Genomic DNA, 1,664 nt, shown 5'->3' with positions numbered 1-1,664 from the left:
TGAGCTAATTCCATCCTGAAATCTGCAGGTCACGGGGGCTGGTGTGGTGCGCGGTCGGGTACTCGGGCCGGGTGGCGGGCCTGATCGCGATCGGGTGATCGTCCGTCAGCGGGAGACTTGGGCGTTCGTCAGCACGAGCAGGGCGCGCAGGAGCGTGGTCGCGTGCTGGGCGTTCATGCGGACCTTGGTGAGGATCCGCCAGTTCTTCAGGTCGGCGAAGCCGTGCTCGTTGGCCGCTCGCTCGCGGCTGACCAGCCGGTTCGCCTCCTTCTGGGCCTTGGTCAGCGGATGGCCCCGGGTCGCCCTGCGGCCGGTGACGATCACCGGGTCGGCGGGATCGTCATCGAGGCCGACGAAGCCCAGGTCGGCCAGGGCACCGAGACCGGCTTCGCGGAGCTTGGCGCAGATCTTGTTGTGGCGTGCGGCGGTGATCTCGCTCGAGCGCCCCGGCTTCGCCGCCGAGATCCAGACGAGGTTGCCCTTCTCGTCGGTCAGTGCGAGGAACAGCAGGCCGTGGACCTTGTGCTTCCCGCTGTAGTTGGGCCGGTTCTCGTCCCCGGTGCGGCGGCGGGTCCGCACCAGCGTGCCGTCCAGCAGCACCACGACGCCACCCTTGCGGGTGATCCTCTTCAGGGCGCGGTCCAGTCGCGGGGCGCGGGCGGCGAGGAGACCGGTCACTTCCAGCAGCCAGCGGCGCACGGTGGAGGCGGACACGTCGTTGCCGCCGGCCATGTCGCAAAGCCGCTGGTCGTGCCGCAGAACGGCGAGCACGATGACGGCGATCCTGCCGGGCGCAAGCTTGCGCCAGCGCGAGCCGATCTTCTTCAGGTGGCCGCGGATCAGGTCGGCGACCATGTTCACGGTGGCGCTCGACAGCGACAGGCGGCACCGGTAGACAAGTCCCTCAGGACCCTCGGCGGGCTTGGAGTTCTTTCGCATGGAATCCCCAACACTCGCCGGGGGTCCATGAGTTACGGATGGATTCGGCCGCTTCGCGCGGCGGCATCCGACATCAGCGCAGGGTGTAGCGACCCGACGGGGTCCGCTGCAGCCAGCCCCGATCCGCCAGGCGCCGCAGCTGGCCGCGCAGTGGCTCGACCTGCGCCGGTTGTACTCCCCTGCCGAGCGCCAGCGCCACGTCCCCCGCCCTGACCGCTCCCTCGATCCCCGCGACGGCCTTGAGGATCGCCTGGTAGTCGGCAGGCAGCACGCCGGCGTCCATGCCTTCTTCGCGGTGCGGGACCAGCAGCATCCCGCCCGCCCCAGGACCCGTCGTGACCCGCTCCAACTCCTCGGCCATGGCGGGATCGTCCGCCCGGCCGGCCCGCTGAGCGTCGGCGAACTGCCCGAACACCACCTCCGCAACCTCCAGCCGCGCGACCTCCGCGTCGAGCCCGGCGAGTTCCTTCCGCAGCCGCTCGGCACGGTCGGCCAGCACCAGCCGCCGCTGCATCACCCACGTCAACACGTCCACCACCAGCACGCCTCCCGTCCGAACCCTCCTCGGAGGGTAGGAGGCCGCGGCGGGCGACGCCCGGATTCGGACGAACCGGCCGCACGGCAAACGATCTCCTGCTAGCAATCACGTCCCCGACCAGCCCGAGCACCCCGCCTCCGGCCCACACCAGCCCCGTGACCTGCACGTTCAGGTTGGCAATTGCCCA

General features: G+C 70.4%; 2 protein-coding genes. Both read right to left on the bottom strand.

The genetic code is table 11. The annotated features are described in order from the left end of the window. Window positions 1-105: 105 nt before the first annotated feature. On the bottom strand, window positions 106-939 hold the full coding sequence (locus tag P3T29_RS32535) for a transposase family protein (protein ID WP_280720284.1): 834 nt from the start codon (window positions 937-939) through the stop codon (window positions 106-108). Window positions 940-1,012: 73 nt separating this feature from the next. After that, complete coding sequence (locus tag P3T29_RS32530) at window positions 1,013-1,474, bottom strand: hypothetical protein (protein ID WP_280720283.1); 462 nt, start codon at window positions 1,472-1,474, stop codon at window positions 1,013-1,015. Window positions 1,475-1,664: the final 190 nt, after the last annotated feature.

Origin of the sequence: Kitasatospora sp. MAP5-34, from assembly GCF_029894335.1 — a bacterium.
Taxonomy (GTDB): Bacteria; Actinomycetota; Actinomycetes; order Streptomycetales; family Streptomycetaceae; genus Kitasatospora.
The sequence above is the reverse complement of the archived record's forward strand: the minus strand, read 5'-3'. Positions and strand labels throughout refer to the sequence as shown.

Coding starts and splice junctions, on each gene's coding strand:
- P3T29_RS32535 (WP_280720284.1), bottom strand. CDS start 939: ATGCGAAAGAACTCCAAGCCCGCCGAGGGTCCTGAGGGACTTGTCTAC.